The organism is Salinisphaera aquimarina (assembly GCF_042643355.1).
Lineage (GTDB): Bacteria > Pseudomonadota > Gammaproteobacteria > Nevskiales > Salinisphaeraceae > Salinisphaera > Salinisphaera aquimarina.
The window spans coordinates 342,161-357,021 of record NZ_JBHRSS010000001.1; the positions used below are offsets into that span (position 1 = coordinate 342,161).

At 64.9% G+C, this 14,861-nt stretch carries 15 protein-coding genes; 7 read left to right on the forward strand and 8 right to left on the reverse strand.

Annotated features, from left to right (window positions below; genetic code table 11):
- Positions 1-52 precede the first annotated feature (52 nt).
- From tatB to ACFOSU_RS01585, 3 genes are all read left to right on the forward strand, one after another.
- A complete protein-coding gene (gene tatB / locus ACFOSU_RS01575) occupies positions 53-457 on the forward strand; it encodes a Sec-independent protein translocase protein TatB (protein ID WP_380685774.1) in 405 nt (134 codons plus the stop codon).
- Positions 454-1,227: a twin-arginine translocase subunit TatC gene (gene tatC, locus ACFOSU_RS01580; RefSeq protein WP_380685776.1), complete on the forward strand. Its 774-nt coding sequence runs from the start codon at positions 454-456 to the stop codon at positions 1,225-1,227. The genes tatB and tatC overlap by 4 nt, the downstream gene beginning before the upstream one ends.
- Positions 1,228-1,366: 139 nt before the next feature.
- Complete coding sequence (locus tag ACFOSU_RS01585; protein ID WP_380685778.1) at positions 1,367-2,158, forward strand: hypothetical protein; 792 nt, start codon at positions 1,367-1,369, stop codon at positions 2,156-2,158.
- A gap of 670 nt (positions 2,159-2,828) precedes the next feature.
- On the opposite strand, the gene ACFOSU_RS01590 is transcribed toward ACFOSU_RS01585, so the two are convergent.
- From ACFOSU_RS01590 to waaF, 5 genes are all read right to left on the reverse strand, one after another.
- Entirely contained in the window at positions 2,829-3,395 is a 567-nt protein-coding gene (locus tag ACFOSU_RS01590) for a hypothetical protein (protein WP_380685780.1), read from the reverse strand.
- Between the two features lie 132 nt (positions 3,396-3,527).
- On the reverse strand, positions 3,528-4,229 hold the full coding sequence (gene nfi, locus ACFOSU_RS01595) for a deoxyribonuclease V (protein ID WP_380685783.1): 702 nt from the start codon (positions 4,227-4,229) through the stop codon (positions 3,528-3,530).
- Between the two features lie 7 nt (positions 4,230-4,236).
- Positions 4,237-4,731: a manganese-binding transcriptional regulator MntR gene (mntR, locus tag ACFOSU_RS01600; RefSeq protein ID WP_380685785.1), complete on the reverse strand. Its 495-nt coding sequence runs from the start codon at positions 4,729-4,731 to the stop codon at positions 4,237-4,239.
- Between the two features lie 26 nt (positions 4,732-4,757).
- Positions 4,758-5,588 (reverse strand): shikimate dehydrogenase, encoded by an 831-nt coding sequence (gene aroE / locus ACFOSU_RS01605; RefSeq protein ID WP_380685787.1) that lies wholly within the window; start codon positions 5,586-5,588, stop codon positions 4,758-4,760.
- Positions 5,589-5,636: 48 nt separating this feature from the next.
- Complete coding sequence (gene waaF / locus ACFOSU_RS01610) at positions 5,637-6,686, reverse strand: lipopolysaccharide heptosyltransferase II (RefSeq protein WP_380685789.1); 1,050 nt, start codon at positions 6,684-6,686, stop codon at positions 5,637-5,639.
- A gap of 220 nt (positions 6,687-6,906) precedes the next feature.
- On the opposite strand from waaF, the gene ACFOSU_RS01615 reads away from it, so the two are divergent.
- Genes ACFOSU_RS01615 through ACFOSU_RS01625 form a run of 3 tightly spaced genes read left to right on the forward strand, consistent with a single transcriptional unit; the run spans position 6,907 to position 10,534 of the window.
- A complete protein-coding gene (locus tag ACFOSU_RS01615; protein ID WP_380685791.1) occupies positions 6,907-8,139 on the forward strand; it encodes a glycosyltransferase family 4 protein in 1,233 nt (410 codons plus the stop codon).
- Positions 8,136-9,395 (forward strand): glycosyltransferase, encoded by a 1,260-nt coding sequence (locus tag ACFOSU_RS01620; RefSeq protein ID WP_380685793.1) that lies wholly within the window; start codon positions 8,136-8,138, stop codon positions 9,393-9,395. Before ACFOSU_RS01615 ends, ACFOSU_RS01620 begins: the two co-directional genes overlap by 4 nt.
- A complete protein-coding gene (locus tag ACFOSU_RS01625; RefSeq protein ID WP_380685795.1) occupies positions 9,392-10,534 on the forward strand; it encodes a glycosyltransferase family 4 protein in 1,143 nt (380 codons plus the stop codon). The genes ACFOSU_RS01620 and ACFOSU_RS01625 overlap by 4 nt, the downstream gene beginning before the upstream one ends.
- Before the next feature lie 91 nt (positions 10,535-10,625).
- Here ACFOSU_RS01625 and ACFOSU_RS01630 read toward each other — a convergent pair whose 3' ends face one another.
- On the reverse strand, positions 10,626-11,459 hold the full coding sequence (locus ACFOSU_RS01630; RefSeq protein ID WP_380685797.1) for a hypothetical protein: 834 nt from the start codon (positions 11,457-11,459) through the stop codon (positions 10,626-10,628).
- A 70-nt stretch (positions 11,460-11,529) separates the two neighbouring features.
- Positions 11,530-12,243 carry a glycosyltransferase family A protein gene (locus tag ACFOSU_RS01635; protein ID WP_380685799.1) on the reverse strand — a complete coding sequence of 238 codons (714 nt, stop codon included), beginning with the start codon at positions 12,241-12,243 and terminating at the stop codon, positions 11,530-11,532.
- Positions 12,244-12,379: 136 nt separating this feature from the next.
- Here ACFOSU_RS01635 and ACFOSU_RS01640 point away from each other — a divergent pair, with 136 nt between their 5' ends.
- Positions 12,380-13,678, forward strand: coding sequence for an asparagine synthase-related protein (locus ACFOSU_RS01640; protein WP_380685801.1), 1,299 nt, complete (start codon positions 12,380-12,382; stop codon positions 13,676-13,678).
- Positions 13,679-13,718: 40 nt separating this feature from the next.
- On the opposite strand, the gene ACFOSU_RS01645 is transcribed toward ACFOSU_RS01640, so the two are convergent.
- On the reverse strand, positions 13,719-14,744 hold the full coding sequence (locus ACFOSU_RS01645; protein ID WP_380685803.1) for a glycosyltransferase family 2 protein: 1,026 nt from the start codon (positions 14,742-14,744) through the stop codon (positions 13,719-13,721).
- Between the last annotated feature and the right edge of the window lie 117 nt (positions 14,745-14,861).

Below are 14,861 nucleotides of genomic sequence, written 5' to 3' on the forward strand. Positions count from 1 at the left end.
GTTTCGTGGTCGTTCGATAATCGATCGCCGGCTTCACTACTTCGAGCGTTAAATGTTCGACATCGGTTTCTGGGAACTTGCCCTGATGGCCGTCATTGGCCTGATCGTGCTGGGGCCCGAGCGTCTGCCCGTGGTGGCGCGTACGCTGGGCACCTGGGTCGGCCGGGCCAAGGGCTATGTGCGCGGTCTGACCACCGAACTCGAGCGCGAGATCAATGTGGACGATCTGCGCTCGCAGGTGCGCGAGGCCCGCGAGCAGATCGAGTCGAATACCCGCAGCACCGCCGACAGTGTCAAGAACGCGGTCGAACGGCCGGCGCCGCAGCCTTCGGAAACGCCGTCGGTGATGACCGAGCAGCCGGCCGCAGACGCGGACTCTGCAGGCTCCGGGAACGACGCGCCGGCCAATCCGGTAGCGGATGCCGCACGCCACGATGAGGATGAACAACGCCCATGAGCGACGACTCGTTCAACGCCGAGGAACAGCCGCTGATGGCGCACCTGCTGGAGTTGCGCACGCGCCTGCTCAGGATCGTCATCGGAATTGTCATCATCTTCCTGCCGATGGCGTTCTTTGCCCGGGATCTGTTCACCTTTCTATCCGGGCCGCTGCTGTCGAACCTGCCCACGGGCAACAGCCTGATCGCCACCGGCGTCGCCGCACCGTTTCTGGCCCCGTTCAAGCTGGCCATGGTGGTTTCGGTTGCCCTGTCGCTGCCCTGGACGCTGTATCAGATATGGATGTTCGTGGCCCCCGGGCTGTATTCACAGGAGCGACGTCTGGTCACGCCGCTGCTGATTTCCAGCACCGGCCTGTTCTATCTCGGTATGGCATTCGCCTACTACGTGGTATTTCCGGTCGTGTTCGGTTTCTTCGTGTCCGTGGCACCCACCGGTGTGGCGGTGATGACCGATATTTCCGCGTATCTGGATTTCGTACTCGGCATGTTCATGGCGTTCGGTATTGCCTTCGAACTGCCGGTGGCGATATTTCTGGTGGTATGGGCGGGGTTCGTCACGCCGCGGCAACTGGCCAGCTATCGCGCCTATATCGTGGTTGCGGCATTCGGCGTCGGCATGCTGCTCACGCCGCCGGACGTGATCTCGCAGACGCTGCTGGCGGTGCCCATCTACCTGCTCTACGAGATCGGCATCTGGATGGCACGACTGTTCGTGCCGGGCATGCGTGAAGTCGAGGCACAGCAGGACGAACAGGGCCGCGGGTAGACGTTCGCCCGTACGTGGCCGCCTGCCGTGTGGCGTGGCAGGTCCGATGGCCAATGATTTCAGGCTGTTAAGTATCCATTCATTGACGCCCTGTAGGGTGCAGGTCTGTTTCGAAAGACCTTCCTCAAGGATGGGCGATATGTTCAAGAAAACCGCGATTGCACTCGGTCTCGTTATGGCTGCCGGCACCGGCATGGCCGCGCAGACCCATTCCGGCGTCGACGCCGGCACGTCGGCATCCGCCAACGTGGCCGGTCAGAGCGTGAACACCAGCGCCAGCACGGCGTTGCGTACACAGTTCAGCGCTCTGGACACCGATGGCAACGGCATGCTCAGCCGCAGTGAGGCGGCCCAGAGCCCGCAGCTCTCCAAGATGTACGATTCGCTCGATACCAGCCAGACCATTGAGGGCGGCGCCCAGTCGGGCGGGCTGACACTGGATCAGCTTCAGGCCGGCCTCCAGGCCCAGGCATCGGGTTCGGGCGCGGTTGGCCCGGCGGTGTCGGGCGGCGAAACCTATACCCTGATGAAGGATGGCTCGAAGAAGCTCAAAAGCACGACATCAGGCGCGACCGGCGCTGTTGGCGGCGCCATGTCGTCGATGCAGAACAAGAGTCGGTCGACGACTCATGGCGCGATGAGCGATGGCGCCTCGATGCGTGATGGCATGAAAAGCCGGACCAGCAACGGCGCAGCCAAGGCGCGCACCATGGGCAGCGATGCCTACGACGGTACCAGCGGCGCGGCATCGTCGATGCAGCAGCGCGGGCAGTCGATGCAGGATGGCGCCATGCAGAAAAGCGGTGCCATGCACGACAAGGCGCGCACGATGGGCAGTGATGCCTATGATGGTGCCAGCGGCGCCATGGACCAGAGTGGCGGCGCCAACGTCAACGTCGAATCCAAGACCAAGGTGAAGAGCAATTACTAACCGGTTGCTCTGAAGCCGCCTTAGCGGCGGCCGATCCAAAAGCCCGCATCCTTCCCGGACGCGGGCTTTTTTGTGCGTGCTCATGTGTCGGATCGGCCGCTACATGCCACCACGCCGGATGCTACTGCAGAGGGGCGGCATGACAAGCCATGGGTCGCAGGTGGATGGCATCACGACGCGGTCTAATGGGTGTTGGGGTCCGGCTGCGGTCAGCGTCGATACGCATCGGCTGTATCGCCTCGAAAGTCTTCCGACGGCGATCCTCCGATTACGGCCGCGGTAATGCAGCTTCAGCCGTCGCGTGATACGAGTGCACGATCGATCAACCTGCGTCGGGCGAGACCAGGCAGCGCCGGCTCAGCCCTGGCGCAACGACCGAACACGGTAGGTAGAGGATCGACAGACATACGCAGAGGCGCGCCGACGATTGCCGGCTCACCTGCGCCCTGACGTCCAGGGTAACGCGCATGGCGATTGGCGGGCTGGCCGTGGCCCGGATTGCGTGCCGGGCGGCGGTGTCGGCTCGGAGGGGCATGCTTGCGTCGGTGAAACACGCTGTGTCGGACTTACGGCCGTGCCGTCGGCCTATTCGGATGCAGGCGTAGCCGCTAATCTGCGAGGCAAAAAAACCCGGCGCCAGGGCCGGGTTTCATCGATCTCAGGTCGGCAATCAGCCGTTGTTGCCCGACGGGTTGGGCATCGCGGCGCGCAGCTTGGTGCGCAGCGAGTCCATGTCGGTGAGCAGCTGGTCGGTCTTGCTGTCCTGTTTTTTCATGGCGGTGAGCGTGTCCGACTGCAGCTTCTTGCCGGCGGCCTGGATGTCCGGCTTCTGCAGCGCGGCGTCACGCGCCTTGACCATCTGCTGGCGCTCGGCCTGGAAGTCCTTCATGACGGCCTTGCGCTCGGAATCGCTCAGATCGCCGGACTGCAGCTTCTGCGCCATTTCCTCGACGCGCTGCTGGCCCTTGTCGACGTCGTAGCCCTGGTCCTGAACGGCCTTGCGAACCTGTTTTTCGAATTTCTCCTGCTCTGCGGCGAGCTTCGGATTGGCTGCAATCGTCTTTTTATGGATCTGCTGCAGCTGCGACGCCTTCTGGCGGTATTGCTGCATGAGCTGCTGGGCCTGCTGCTGATCGGCAGAACCGGTGTTGCTCTGAGCACTGGCAACGCTCGTCATGCCGCCGAATGTCAGGGCAGCGATGGCAATGGCCAGAATGGAAGTTGCGCGTTTGATCATATATAAATCCGTTGTGCGAATTTCGTGTGGACAGCTTCAGACAGTTGGTAAGCCTATCAGTGCCTCAGGATGGGCTCAAAAAACGCCAGATCAATGATTCGGGCACCGCAGCGGCTTGTTCCGGACCCGCGGTTATCGATTCGACGCCAGTTTATCGGCTGCGCGGGTGGTTTCCGGCAGGCGATAGCGGGTCAGGGCGCGGCGCGTCCAGGCAATACCACTGTCTAGCGCTACACGATGCCCTGAAGAGATGAAAATAGGCTTAACGCCGACCCGCGAACGCAGAACCGCGCCGATGATGTCGTCCTTGTCGCGCAGCGGTGTCCACTGGCCGCGCCCGCTCGGCGCTTCATCATGGCTGCCCGTGAGGCGTTTCTTGGCCACGCCGATGGTCGGCAGGCCGGTGACCAGGCCCAGATGGGTGGCCACGCCCAGACGGCGGGGGTGCGCGATGCCGTGTCCGTCCACGAACACCAGGTCGGGACGTTGCGCGAGCTGGTCGAGTGCCGCCAGCGCGCCCGGGATTTCCCGAAAAGACAACAGGCCGGGGATATAGGGCATGCGCGTGGGCACCCGCACCAGGGCACGCTCTATGATCTCGAGGGTTTCGGCGTCGAGCACCACGGCCGCGGCGCGGGTCGTGCGGCCGCCGTCCTCGAAGCCGATATCGATACCGCCGAGTGTGGCGACCGGCCCGAAGTCGTCGTGGGTGACGATGTGCTGGGTGAGTTCGGCCTGAATAGCGCGGCAGCCGGGCGCGTCGTGGGGCCACGCGTGGGCGATGACGCGTTGACCGTGGCGGTTGGTACTGAAAGTCAGCGCGGATGCGCCCACGTGAACCCTACTCGCCGGCAGCGCGTTCGCTGGCGTCGGCGAAACGACGCATGATATCGATGGTTTCGGCGCTGACGTGGTGTTCGACGCCTTCGGCATCCTTGCGCGCGGTGGCTTCCGAGACGCCGATGGCGCGCAGAAAACGCAACACCACGATATGCCGGTCGCGTGATTGCGCGGCCATGTTCTTGCCGGCATCGGTGAGAAAGATCGAGCGATACGGCTCGCTGGTCACCAGCCCCGCCTCCGCCATGCGCCGGATCATCTTGCCCACCGTGGCCTGGGTCACGCCCATGCGCTGTGCCAGTTCGACGGCCCGGGCTTCGCCCTTGGCATCGATGAGATCGGCGATCAGTTCGACGTAATCCTCGACCAGCTCGGTCTCGTGTGCCTTGCGCACATAGCTGTACTGGCGCGCGTGCACCTCCGGGTCGAGCAATTCGCCGGAGGTATCGCCGCGCAGCACATGATCGAGAGGATTGGCCGGGTTCGGTACGCTCATGAATACGATTATAACGCGTAACCGGCCTATTGCGTGGCCGGACGCAGCGCCCGGATCACCGGCTCGGTCGCCGGCCGGATACCGCGCCAGACGGCAAACGATTCGGCCGCCTGTTCGACGAGCATGCCGAGCCCGTCGCTGCAGCGCGTCACCCCCGCGGCGCGCGCCCAGCGCATGAACGGAGTGGGCGCGTCGGCATAGATCATGTCGTAGGCGGCGATGGCGTCGGCCACCAGGGTGTCCGCCAGGGGTGGCATCTCGCCGGCCAGGCCTGCCGAAATCGCATTGATGACGATATCCCACCCGCCGCTGGCCTCATCCAGCCCGCCGCCGCTGACCGGGCCCAGATCCGCGAAGTGAGTCGCCAGCTGCGTGGCCTTGTCCGGCGTGCGATTGAGCACACGCAGGGCGGCCGGTTGCCGGTCGAGTAGCACGGGTATCACGCCGCGCACCGCGCCGCCGGCGCCGAGGATGAGAATACGTGCGTCGCGGATATCCACCAGCAGACGGTCGTTGAGATCGTGCAACAGACCGGCGCCGTCGGTGTTGTCGCCGAGAATACGGCCATCGCCCTGCCGCGCCAGAGTGTTGACCGCGCCCGCGTGGCGCGCGCGGTCGGTGAGCGTGTCGGCGTATTCGGACGCTTGCTGCTTGAAGGGCAGGGTCACGTTCAGGCCCAGGCCGCCGTCGGCGAAGAAACGCGCCACGGTGGCTTCGAACGCATCGATCTCGGCCGGCAACCGAGCATAGACCAGCGACTGGCCGGTCTGAGCGGCAAAGGCGGCATGGATCTCCGGCGAGCGGCTGTGGGCCACGGGGTTGCCGATGACGGCATAGCGGTCGGGTTGATCGGACATGGCTCGGTGTCGTTGGCGTGGTCGGGCTGAGGTAGGCGCCTGGCGCGCCTAGCTCGCGTAGTGCAGTGACGGCATGCCGCGCGCCTGCGGATCGAGGCAGGCACGCAGAACGTCGGCCACCGGAATATCGCGCATGCAGGCGTTGTGGCCGAGCGGGCAGACGCGCTCGCGGCACGGCGAGCAGGCCAGACCGAGCCAGAAGCGTGCTTCGGCGGGCGCCAGCGGCGGCGCGTAGTCGGGGTCGGTCGAGCCGTATATCGCGAGTACGCGCGGCGCGGCTGCCGCCGCCAGATGCATGACCCCCGTGTCGTTGCCCACGAAGGCGGTGGTCAGCGATGCCAGATCGGCGATGTCCGTGAGCGAGGTGCGCTCGCACAGATTGATGCCGTGCCGCGGTGCGGCGGCCGCAAGATCGCGGGCCAGATCGCAGTCGGGCGTGCTGCCGAAGATCCAGGTGGCGATGCCGCGCGTATCCAGTTCCGCGGCCAGGCGCGCGTAGTGGCTGGCCGGCCACTGCTTGGCGCCGCCGTAGGCCGCGCCGGGGGCGAAGCCGACGATCGGGCGCGCGCAGTCGAGTTCGAGGCGTTCGATCAGCGCCTGTCGATGGGGTTCGTCGATGGTGAGCTTCGGCAGGCACAGATCGCCGAGCGCGTCGCTGTCCTTTTCCAGGCCGAGCAGGGCGTAATGCTCGACCTTGCGCGGATAGCGCGCGCTGTCGATGCCGCGCACATCGTTGATCAGGCCGTAGCGCAGCTCGCCGCGCACGCCGGTACGCCGGGGAATACGGGCCAGCCACGGCACCAGCGCGGCCTTGGCGCTGCGCTGAAGCACGATCGCCTGATCGTAGCCGGTGTCGCGCAGGGCCGCGGCCGCCCGGCGGCGCTCCGCCAGCGCGAATTCGCCGTGGGCGATATTCATGATCACGGGATTGTCGATCTGAGGCATTCGCGCGACCAGCGCTGCCGTGGAGGCCGGGGCCAGCACGTCGATGCGCGCCTGCGGCAGGCGTTCGCGCAAGCGCATGAACAGGCTCTGTGCCATCACCATGTCGCCGATCCAGCTGGGGCCGACGACCAGGATGCGCTCGGGCTCGCTCATCGCCGACGCCGCGGGATGTCGGGGCCGTAAATCAGGGCGAGATAGCGATCGGGTCGCCGTGGGCTGGCTTGAATATCGAAAATCATGCGCGGACGAAGGGTTCAGCAGGGGTTACAGCTTAACGTGTGTGGCCGCAGACGGGTCGCGCTGACGGCACCCGGCAAGCGGCATGACGTAAAGTAGCGCCTATCGTTTTTCGCCTTTATCGACGATGGCCTCGTTGCACGACGACCCACCGATCCGGATTGCCCACTACGTCAGCCTGAGCGGATTCGGGGGCGTCGAGCAGCAGTTTGCGGCCTTTGCCGCGCGAGCCGCGCGCATTGCGGATGTCCAGCAGAGCGTAGTCGCCTGTAGTAATCACGTGCACCCGCATCACGGCGCGGTGCTCGACGACATGGCGGACTGGCGCTTCGAAAAGAAGATCGGCTCGCTTCGGCTCGGGCATCGGCCGGCCGTCTTGCGGCGCATGCGCTACGCGTGGTTGGCGCGCCGTCTGGACCCGGATGTGGCATTGCTGTGGAATCGACTCGGCCAGCAGCAACGCGTGCTCGACGCGCTAGGGCCACGTCGTTGCCTGTACTGGGAGCACGGCTCGGCTTGGCTTGCCGGTGAATCCCGGGCCAAGGCCGATACGTTGGCGCGGCTGCCGGCCGTGATCTGCAACTCGGTCGCGGCCAAGCGCATGCTGGAACTGCGCTGGAACTACGCCGGCGTCGCCCGGGTATGTCTCAACGGCATGCGCGCGCCCAGTACGATCGCGCAGCCGCGGGCTCGGCCGAGCCATCGCGGCCTGCGTCTGGGCGTGGCCTGTCGGTTGGTGCCGATCAAGGCGACCTGTCTGGCCCTGCACGCGCTGGCGGCGCTGCGGGCCCGCGATCTCGATGCCACGCTGGTGATTGCCGGTGATGGCCCGCTGCGCGGGGCGCTGGAGGCGCAGGCGGTGGCCCTGGGTGTGCGCGAGCGGGTCGAGTTTCTCGGCGTGGTGCGCGACATGCCGGCGTTCTTTGCCGATATCGATATGCTGCTGCACCCGGCGCTGCGCGAACCGTTCGGGGTGGTCGCCGCCGAAGCCGGGGCGGCCGGTTGCCCGGTGATATGCACCGCCGTCGATGGCCTGCCGGAAGTGGTCGCGCACGGCGAAACCGGGTTGTGTGTGCCGGCCACCGCCGATCTGGCGCGCTATCGCGAACTGGGTGGCATCAGCGATGGTCTGCCGCCCGCGGTCTATGTGCCCGCGCGTGACCGCGTCGAGGCGCCGATGGTATGTGAGCCGCAGGCATTGGCGGATGCGGTCACCACGCTTTCTGAGGACCCCGCGCTGTACGCGCGCATGAGCGCGGCCGCCATCGAGCGCGTCGCCAAGCGTTTCGATTTCGATCGCCATGTCGATGAAGTGCTGGCAGCGGCGCGTGAATACGCCGCCACCGGGACTCTGGAAGCCTTGTCATGAGTGCATCGCCACTGCTGCATTACGTGAGCCTGGACGGCGCCGGCGGCGTGGAGCTGCAGTTCGTGGAGTTTCTGCATGCCGCGGCCCGGCTGACGCCGCTCGAGCACGCGGTGGTGGCCTGCGGGCATTCCATTCACCCATTGGTGCGCGATCGCCTGAACGCGGCGCGGGTACCGGTCGATTTCGAAAAATACGCCGGCCGCTTCAAGCTGCCCAAATGGCCCGCGGCGATCCGGGCCGCCCGCCAGCGCCGGCTGGTGACGCGTCACGACGCGGGCGCGGTGGTGATCTGGAATCGCCTGCGCGACAGCCTGGACACGCTGGCCGCTGCCGGGCCGGCGCGTTGTGTGTACTGGGAACGCGGGGCCAGCTGGTTCGCGGGCGAGACGCGCGCCAAGCGCGTTTTTATCGACGAAGTTCAGGCCGTGCTCTGCAATAGTTTTGCCGCCAGACGCATGCTCGAACTGCGCTGGGGCTATCGTGGTCAGATCCGGGTGGTGTCGAATGCGCTACGGCCGTCGCTGATGCCGGTCGATGCCGCGCCACGTTCGCTCGCGGACAAGGATATCGTAACGCTGGGGCTGGTCGCGCGGCTGCAATCGATCAAGGGCGTGGCGATCGCGATTCACGCCGTGGCGTTGCTGCGTGAGCGCGGCGTGCCGGTACGCCTGCGTATCGCCGGCGATGGCCCGGAACGCGATGCGCTGACCGCGACCGCTGCGCGGCTCGGCCTGTCGGAACACGTGGTGTTCGAGGGCCTGGTGGCAGACATGGCCGGGTTTTATCGCGGCATCGATCTGCTGGTGCATCCGGCGCTGCGCGAGCCCTTCGGCCAGATCGCGGTCGAAGCCAACGCCTACGGCATACCGGCCATCGTGGCGGGCGTCGACGGGCTGGTAGAAGTCATCGAGCACGGCGTGACCGGCATCTGTGTGCCGCCGCGGCTGGCGCTTGCGGCCTATGCCAAGCTCGGTGGCAGCGATCACGATCTGCCGCCGTTCGTCTATGACCCGGCGCTGGATACGATCGCGACCCCGAAAATCATGGATCCCGGCGATCTGGCGGCCGCGATCGAGGGTCTGCTTGCCGACCCGGATCGTTACCGGCGCATGAGTGAAAACGCGATTCAGGCGGTGTCGGCACGGTTTGCCTTCGATGTGCACGTCACAGCTGCGCTCGAGGCCATCACGGGCTTCGTCGAGTCGGGCTCGCTGGACAATGGTAGTCCGGCTTCGCAAACGGAAACGCGCGCATGAGTGCACAAGGCAAACGCATCGCCATCGTCTTTCGCGGCATCGGCGATATCGGCGGCACCAACAACACCATTGCCGATCATGCCCGGCATTTCACCAGCCGTGGCCATGCCGTCGACCTGATCGGCGAAAAGGTGCACAAGGGCGGCGTGACTCCGGACATGGGTCGCCCGGTGAAGATCTCGCGCGTGCCGTTGCTCAATCGCTACAAGTGGCGCTGGTTCGCCGCGCGCGCGGATCGCGCCGTGGCGGCAGGCGATTACGACTTCGTCGCCGGCCACGGCCATCATCTGCGTCAGCACGTGGTGTCGATGCACAACTGCCTGCATCTGGCGCATGAAATCATCCATGGCTCGGCGCTGGACGCCCGCGGCGGCCTGGCCGAGATTCACGATCGCATGTTCGCCGCGGATCGTTTTGGCCTGTGTATCTGCAACTCGCGCCTGATGCGTACCGATCTGGTCGATCGTTACGGCGTCGACGCGGCGCGTCTGCCGGTGATCTATCCGGGTTATCGACCGGCACAGTTCAATCGCGACGACCGCGCCCGTTATCGCGATACGGTGCGCGCAGAACTCGACTGCGGCGATGCCGTACTCATCGGCCTGGTGACATCCGGCGACTACGAGAAACGCGGACTGGATCTGCTGCTCGAAGCCTATGCGGGGCTCGACACGGACGATCGCGAGCGTACGCTGCTGTTGGTGCTCGGCAAGCAGGGCGGCTCGGGCCCGTTTCTGGACCAGGCGCGCGCCCTGGGCGTGGCCGACCGGCTGCGTTTCGTGGCCCATACCCGCGAGCCGCAGCGTTATTTTCATGCGCTGGATATTTGCGTGCATCCGGCCCGCATCGAGGAGTTCGGCCAGAGCGTGCAGGAAGCCATGGCCTGCGGCGTGCCGGTGGTCACCAATCGCCGGGTCGGCGCGGTCGAGCTGCTGCCGCAGGGCCTGCAGAACGACACGCCGCCGGTAGCCGACGCGGCCAGCATCCGGGCAGGGCTCGCCGGGCTGATCGCGTCACCGCAGCGCCGTCAGGCGCTTGCCGAGATCGGCTACGCCGCAGTCAGGGACAATACGCTCCAGACCAATCTCGAGCGAACGCTCGAGGTCTACGCGCGCGCCGGGCTCGATATCGCGCGCTAGCGGGAAAGCCGGCGATGTGGCGTTGCCCGGAGGCGCCGACGGGGTGGGCCGCAGTGGATTTACCAGCGCGTTGACCCGCCCGGTCGATGCATCAGGAAAAATCCAGCCGCTCGTCGGCCTGCGCGATACCCAGGACATCTTCCAGATAGTAGTGCAGGCGATCGTGGCCGAGCATGCGGTAGCGATGCCGGGTGATATGCACGAAGCAGGCGCGTCGTTGCTGGTCGATGGCGGGCTCGTCGGGAAACAGAATGCCGCCGTCCGGGAAATGGCCGATGGCGTGATCGTCGGCAATGGTCAGCAGCGCTTCCTGGTCCTGACGGAAACGACCGCTGGCCAGCTGCTGTCGCCATTGGCGGAACAGCGGTGCCGAGCGTGCCCGATCCATGAGGATGAGGCCGCCGTGCAGCGGCAGATTACGATCGCCCGGGTCGGGATAGAACAGCGTCGGCGTGTTCTCCTGCAAGGCGATCGCGTCGTCGAACCAGCGCTGGATCGGTTCGCCGCAGACGATATCGGCATCGACATAGAGAATCCGCCGGCAGGGCACCCAGTCGAACAGAAATGTCTTGCAGGTCTTGGCGACCATCTGGTGGCGTGTTCTGGCCACCTTCACCGGGGCGACGTTGTCGAGACCCGCGAACGCCTCGGGCTTTTCGGTCACGACATACACCGGGCCGTGGTAGGTACCGGTATCGCGCAGGCTCTGGATGAGGATACGGCTCCAGCGATGAAACTTGCCGCCGAGTGCGATTAGCGCAATCCCGAAATCGGGAAAGTTCGGGTCCTCGGTACATTCGGGGGTGTGGCTGGTGGCGCGGATCAGCGCCGTGGGCAGACGCCAGCGCCAGTAGCGCTTGCGCTGTTTCATCACTTTCTTGCGCGACAGCACCGGGATCGAGCTGCGAACGTCGGGATCAGGCATCTATCTTCCTTGAAGTCATCGGTGGGTGAGCACCGTTTCTGCATTAGCGGCGCTGGCACCGCGCGAGCGATCAGCGGCTCTTGTTGAGGCCGAGGCGTTTCTGCAACCAGGTTCGTCGCGGTCCCTGGCTGCCGATTTCCTTCTTGCGCTCGGATCGCGTGAAACCGATATGTTCGGTCGCGCCCTGTTCCAGGATGGCGGCATGAAAACCCAGTTCCCAGTAGCGGATATTGATCTCGTATTCGTGTCCGACATCGGTGAACGGCTTGATCCGTTCATAGTCCGCGCGGCGGCGTAGACCGGGATTGAGCGTGAAACCGTGCCAGTCGGTACCGTTGTCCGTGGCCAGTTCCCGATACATGACGCCGTCGTCGGTGCGACGGATATCACGCCCGATCCGGTGTTTGTTGGCATCCCAGAGTTCGCGCAGCCAGACGGTAACGATGCGCTCATCCTCGTCGAGGACGGACAGCGATTCCTCGATGAACCCTTTTCTGAAGAACAGCCAGTCGTCCTCGCAGTGAAAGATATAGGGCGAGCGCACATGCGAATAGGCACGGTCGATGCTGGCGATCTGGCCCAGCTTGGGTTCGTTGTAGAGAATCTCGTCGAAGGCGTCGCCGAATTCCTCGGCAATCCGCCGGTAAACGTCTTTATCGCCGGAATCGTCGATGAGAATCGTCTGTGCGATCGGGTAGCTGTTGTGCGCGTTGAAACTGCGCAGCGTGCGCTCGAGCAGATCGAGACGGCCGCAGCTGGTGATGACAAGACTGACTTCGCTCATAAAGCAGATATCCACCGGCGACGCTCGGAACGCTGGGCGCCGGGTTCAGGTGATAAAATTCTGATCGGGATATGTTAAATCAAATGAGCGCTGCCATTGTCGGCCCCGGGACGGATGGCAGCCAACAGGACGTGGCATGAGCGACCGGTTTACGGATATCAACGGGCTGTTGCACTACGGCTATTTCGTTGACTGGCCCTATGAACCGCCAAAACTGCCTTTTTCGCAGGCCACGCTGGAGGCTGCGCGCGACGAGCGTTCGACCCTCGCCGCGCTCGACGAGTCGGCGCTCTGCGACCATGGCATTCGGCTGTGGAAACAGGTCTGCAGACGCCTGCTCGACAGCCGTTCGGGGCCTTTCGTCGTGCCGTTGAGTGCGGGTCTGGATTCGCGCGCCATCCTCGCCGGCATGGCCGACCAGGGCGCGCCGAATCTGCAGACCGTGACCTTTGGCGTACCCGGATCCTTCGACTATGAAATCGCGCCCGACGTGGCCCGACAGGCCGCAACGCCCCACGAGCGTATCGATCTGCGCACGATCGCGGTCGAGACCGGCCGCATCGATGGCATTGTGCAGGAGCCGGGCCGCAGTTCGTTTCTGCTGGACATGTACTTCAACCGCGCGATCAGCGATCGCTACGGTCCCGACTGCACGTACCTGAGCGGCTACGTGGGGGACGTGCTCGCGGGCAAGAATCTGCGTGACAGCCAGAGCGTGGACTGGGAGCAGGCGCGCTCCCGGTTCGCGCACAAAAACCGGCATTCGCGCACCGCGACACTCACGCACCCGGATGCACAAACTACCGCGTTGTTGCCCGAGCACCCTTATGTAAGCGCTGATCTGATGGCGTTCGACGAACAGCTGGACTATGCGGTGCGTCAGGAATGCCTGATGCGCCCGATCGTGATGCGCCCCGATTACGACAGCATCGCGCCGATGCTGGACGAGGAATGGGTGATCTTCATGCTCGCATTGAGCCGCGATCAGCGTCAGGGGCGCCGTCTGTTCGTACAGCTGTTCCAGCGCGGTTTTCCAGCGCTGTTCTCGTTGCCGACCACCGCCAACGGGGGCCTGCCGCTGACGGCGTCGGCGCGCGCCGTGCAGACGCATCAACGCCGCCTGAAGCGCCGGCGCCGCCTGCTGTCGAAACTCAGCCGGTTGATGCCGTCGATCACCGTGCCGCTGGGCAACCGCAGCTGGCAATACATCGATTTCAAGCAGGGGCTGAACAAGCGTGCCGATCTGACGGCGCTATTCGATCGCGGCATGCAACGGATCGATCGCGCGAATTGGGCGCCCTGGATCGACGCCCAAGGGCTCTTGCGTGAGCATCGCGACGGTGTGGCGGATCACGGAAAAGCGCTGAGCGTACTGCTCAACCTGGATATCGTGACCCGTGCCGGCGCGCTCAATCTTCCCCCGGTCGAGAACTGATCAACTGGGCGTCCACCCGGTATAGCCGGACCAGACCAGCCTATTCGACGTGGTTCGGCGAACGCTGGCGTGCGGTAGCAGGGCGGGTCGGATCATCCGGACCGTCGCTGCCCCTGCGCCGTCGCGCCAGCATTTCCTGAATCTGGCCCAGGCGCAGCTGATATTGAATGCCCTGCTCGGTGTAGACCCTGGGCTTGCAGATCAGTCGTGCAACCCGATAACGCAACGCGGCGCGTGCGGTTGCCAGCCAGAGTTTCACCGAAATGCCGCGCACGAAGAACTTGCGCGGCTTGCGGGTGTTCGGCAGGTAGACTTGGCCGCGTCCTTTCTTGTTGGCCCGCGCGAGCAGCCATTCGGTCGTGATCTGGTCGGGCCGAATGACGTGTTCGACGCAGGCGCTGGGCACATAGATGAAGGACCAGCCGTCCGCGCGCAGGCGCCGTAGCAGGTGGCCTTCGCCGCCCATGGCATACGAACCGCCCTGCGGGCCGAGGTGATTGGGAAAGCAGTGCTGGCCCAGCGCGCTGCGCCGCACGGCAAAGCTGGGGCCGTAGGGGTGACGCCGGACACGGCCTTCCTTGCTGGCGGGTGCGTAGCGTGCGAAGGCGGTCGACGAGAATCTGAAAGCCGGACTCTGCATCCAGTTCGGCGTATTGTCGGGGAAACGCGGCTCGATGCGTGCCCCGAAAACCGCTTCGTGAGGCCAGCGCGCCGCCGCGCTTGCATAGGCCTGCAGATATTCACGATTCGGCACCGCGTCATCATCGGTGAAGATGATCAGTTCACCGTTGAGATGGGGCAGCGCCGTGTTGCGGGCACGATTTTGGCCGCCGTCCGCAGCGAACAGTGGTATCAGCGGCAGATCGCTCCTGGCGTGCTCCAGAATAGCCGCCGTGTCGTCATCGCTGTTGTTGTCAACGACGATAAGCTCCCAACGGATGCCGTCCGTATTCAGACGACGATAGCTGTCCAGCGTCTGCCGCAACTGCGTCGCGCGATCCCGCGTGGCGAATATCACGCTGACATCTACCAGATGTTGCGGTGCTGTCTGTCGTGGGTCACCCATCAATATCGCCGGCAAACACCGTTATCCGTGTCGGATTGCGCACGAGTATTGCAAAAAAACACGGCCACCGTTTTCGTCGCGGTCCGTTGCGAGGGCCGCGAGGCCGGCGCTTGTGAC

Coding starts and splice junctions, on each gene's coding strand:
- ACFOSU_RS01590 (WP_380685780.1), bottom strand. CDS start 3,395: ATGATCAAACGCGCAACTTCCATTCTGGCCATTGCCATCGCTGCCCTG.
- ACFOSU_RS01635 (WP_380685799.1), bottom strand. CDS start 12,243: ATGAGCGAAGTCAGTCTTGTCATCACCAGCTGCGGCCGTCTCGATCTG.
- ACFOSU_RS01640 (WP_380685801.1), top strand. CDS start 12,380: ATGAGCGACCGGTTTACGGATATCAACGGGCTGTTGCACTACGGCTAT.
- waaF (WP_380685789.1), bottom strand. CDS start 6,686: ATGAGCGAGCCCGAGCGCATCCTGGTCGTCGGCCCCAGCTGGATCGGC.
- ACFOSU_RS01630 (WP_380685797.1), bottom strand. CDS start 11,459: ATGCCTGATCCCGACGTTCGCAGCTCGATCCCGGTGCTGTCGCGCAAG.
- ACFOSU_RS01620 (WP_380685793.1), top strand. CDS start 8,136: ATGAGTGCATCGCCACTGCTGCATTACGTGAGCCTGGACGGCGCCGGC.
- tatB (WP_380685774.1), top strand. CDS start 53: ATGTTCGACATCGGTTTCTGGGAACTTGCCCTGATGGCCGTCATTGGC.
- aroE (WP_380685787.1), bottom strand. CDS start 5,588: ATGTCCGATCAACCCGACCGCTATGCCGTCATCGGCAACCCCGTGGCC.
- tatC (WP_380685776.1), top strand. CDS start 454: ATGAGCGACGACTCGTTCAACGCCGAGGAACAGCCGCTGATGGCGCAC.
- mntR (WP_380685785.1), bottom strand. CDS start 4,731: ATGAGCGTACCGAACCCGGCCAATCCTCTCGATCATGTGCTGCGCGGC.
- ACFOSU_RS01585 (WP_380685778.1), top strand. CDS start 1,367: ATGTTCAAGAAAACCGCGATTGCACTCGGTCTCGTTATGGCTGCCGGC.
- ACFOSU_RS01625 (WP_380685795.1), top strand. CDS start 9,392: ATGAGTGCACAAGGCAAACGCATCGCCATCGTCTTTCGCGGCATCGGC.
- ACFOSU_RS01645 (WP_380685803.1), bottom strand. CDS start 14,744: ATGGGTGACCCACGACAGACAGCACCGCAACATCTGGTAGATGTCAGC.